The 2,681-nt window shown below is 26.9% G+C and carries 3 protein-coding genes and 2 pseudogenes; 4 read left to right on the top strand and 1 reads right to left on the bottom strand.

Annotated elements, in window-relative coordinates; genetic code table 4:
* A pseudogene (locus BST80_RS04930) lies at positions 1-203 on the bottom strand (hypothetical protein); the annotation flags it as partial.
* A 200-nt stretch (positions 204-403) separates the two neighbouring features.
* Between BST80_RS04930 and rplU the strand changes: the two are divergent.
* The 4 genes and pseudogenes from rplU to BST80_RS04910 all read left to right on the top strand — a co-directional run.
* Positions 404-694 (top strand): annotated as a pseudogene (gene rplU / locus BST80_RS04925) (50S ribosomal protein L21); the annotation flags it as partial.
* A gap of 261 nt (positions 695-955) precedes the next feature.
* Entirely contained in the window at positions 956-1,270 is a 315-nt protein-coding gene (locus BST80_RS04920; RefSeq protein WP_415746224.1) for a ribosomal-processing cysteine protease Prp, read from the top strand.
* Positions 1,271-1,272: 2 nt separating this feature from the next.
* The gene (gene rpmA / locus BST80_RS04915; protein WP_348737153.1) at positions 1,273-1,563 is read left to right on the top strand and encodes a 50S ribosomal protein L27; all 291 of its coding nucleotides are present in this window, start codon (positions 1,273-1,275) and stop codon (positions 1,561-1,563) included.
* Between the two features lie 655 nt (positions 1,564-2,218).
* Positions 2,219-2,617, top strand: coding sequence for a hypothetical protein (locus BST80_RS04910; RefSeq protein ID WP_415746223.1), 399 nt, complete (start codon positions 2,219-2,221; stop codon positions 2,615-2,617).
* Positions 2,618-2,681 lie beyond the last annotated feature (64 nt).

The following is a 2,681-nucleotide window of genomic DNA, read 5'->3' as shown; positions in this document are numbered from 1 at the left end:
TTAATTAAGCTATTTAGTGAATTTTCATATAAATAGTATTTCTGACATAAATTAAAATAATTAATGACATTTTGATAAATATAATTTATTTCTTTTGTAAGTTTTTGTTGTAAATATCATTTTTTTATTTTTCGTTGTAATGAATATAATTCATTTTCAGTTGGAATGCTTGTTACCATATACTTTTTCATTTTAATCTCCATTCTAATTTAAAGACTAAATCAGTGGTCTAAAATGTATATGGTTTTCACAAAGAAAAACATAAAATTTATTGAATTTTTTTAAGATAACGATATAATTAATTATGGTTGTTTCAGTTTCAACCGCTTTTTGACTTTTAAGTACCTAAAGGATATGCAATACTTATCTACTTACAAGGCGAGTCTAAACTGGAGGTGTAAAAATGTTTGCAATAATTAAAACTGGAGGGAAACAACTTCGCGTTTCTCAAGGTGATGAAATATTTGTTGAAATGTTAAATGGTAATGAAGGTGAAAAAGTTAATTTCACTGAAGTTTTAATGATTGATGGAGAAGTAGGAACTCCTTTTATTAAAGGAGCATCAGTAACAGGAACAATTTTAAAACAAGGAAAGCAAAAGAAAATTGTTGTTTTCCATTATAAACCAAAGAAAACACAACATAAAAAATATGGGCATCGTCAGCCATATACAAAAGTTAAAATTGATCAAATTTTGTTATCAGGTTCTGCTAAAGGAACAACAACAGATGCCAAAGCTAAACCTACGGTAACAAAATCAACAACTGCTACAAAGTCAACTGTAAAACCTGTTACTGATAAAAAACCAGTAACAACAGAAAAAACAGCAACAACAAAAGCAGTTTCTTCAGGTGATAAAAAACCAGTAGCGGCAAAGCCAGCAACTAAAAGTTCATCAACAACATCAGCAAAAAAACCAGCATCAAAAACAAAACAAAGTGACAAGTAAAACATTATGATTAAGATTATAATTACGAAAACTGAGAAAAAAATTAAAAAAATTGAAATTACTGGTCATGCTAAAGCAGCTGAATATGGTAAAGATCTTGTTTGTGCCGCAATAACAGGAATTGCAACTGGTGGTTTAAATGCAATTGATCAAATTAAACCAAATAGTTGTCAATTCATTGTTAAAGAAAGAATAATTATTATTACAGTAAAAAATAATAGTGCTGACTTACAAGTTATGTTACAAACAATTTATTATCAATTTTTAACAATTTATCAGCAATATCAAAAATTTATTAGTGTAAAGGAGGTTGAAGAATAATGATGAAGTTCGCATTAGGCTTACAGTTATTTGCTTCAAAAAAAGGAGTAGGATCGACTAAAAATGGTCGTGATTCACATTCAAAACGATTGGGTGCAAAAAGAGCTGATGGCCAAACAATTAGAGCAGGATCAATCATTTATCGTCAACGTGGAACAAAAGTTCACCCAGGAGTAAATGTTGGGCGTGGTGGTGATGATACCTTATTTGCCTTAATTGATGGAATTGTTAAGTTTGAAAAATTTGGACGAAATAAAACAAAAGCATCAGTTTATCAAAAACAAGTTAAATAAATAAAAAAAATACTAATTTGTTGAAAAAAAGTAGAATTAGTATTTTTTTTATGGTTATAATATATCTATTAAAAAGAAGATTAGAATGATTTGCAATTAAAAAACTTGAAAAGATTGACAAGTTTATTATCAATTATTGTTTGCCATTTTAATCAGCTTTAGTTTTTTAGTGTTGTTTTATCAATTCAATATATTTATATAACAGGCTCAATTGTGATGATTATTTATTTCTTATCTTTTATAAAATATCAAAGTGAGATAACAGGAACAAATATTTATCAAGAACAAAATCTTTGAAAATTTTATTTTTGTCAAATTATTGGAAAAATTATTAATATAGTCCATGGGAAGTGTCGTTACCAAACAGGGAAGGCATGCCCCTATCAATATTTTTCTTAAATGTGCATCAAGTATTTGCAGGAGTATTTGGTGCACGATGATTTCTGAACACGATGATAGTGTTGTTTCAGAATTAGTTTTCTAAACTAAAACTACTATTCAATTTTTTAGAGACAGAATTATAATAATAAGAAAAATTTGAGAAAGAAATGCAGCGATATTTTTTTATTAATCAAAAGAAATATTATTCGTTAAGGACAATTATTAATAATTTATTAGTAATTGTTTTTTATTTTTAAAAGAAAGGAATTAAAAAATGAAAAAGAAGAAGCATGTTAGCAAGTTTGGTTTTATTGTTTCCACATTAGGGGCAGCAATTGGACTTGGTAATGTATGGGGGTTCCCCACCTTATTAAAGCAAAATGGAGGTTTAGCATTTTTTGTTTTATATATTTTAGCAATTATTACTTGTGGCATTCCGTTATTAATTTTAGAATTCAACATTGGTAATATGCGACGTAAATCGTTAATTAATATTTTTGATGAAGAAAACCCAAAAGCAAGTAGGTTTATCAGTTGATTTGAATCAGCCTTTATGTTTATTGTCGCTAATTACTATACCGTATTAATTGGTTATGTTTTAATTTCATTAATATTAAATTTTACATCNTCAATAGACTTCTTGCATAACCTAGTTATTTTAAAATTCCTATAAAATATATTTAAAATAGAAATTATAGGAATCTAAAATTATGAAATTTGATAAATTTGATTTTATT

It is taken from the genome of Spiroplasma sp. Moj, from assembly GCF_016082285.1.
In the GTDB taxonomy this organism is placed as follows: Bacteria; Bacillota_I; Bacilli_A; order Mycoplasmatales; family Mycoplasmataceae; genus Spiroplasma; species Spiroplasma phoeniceum.
This window is presented reverse-complemented; position numbering and strand designations above follow the sequence as displayed.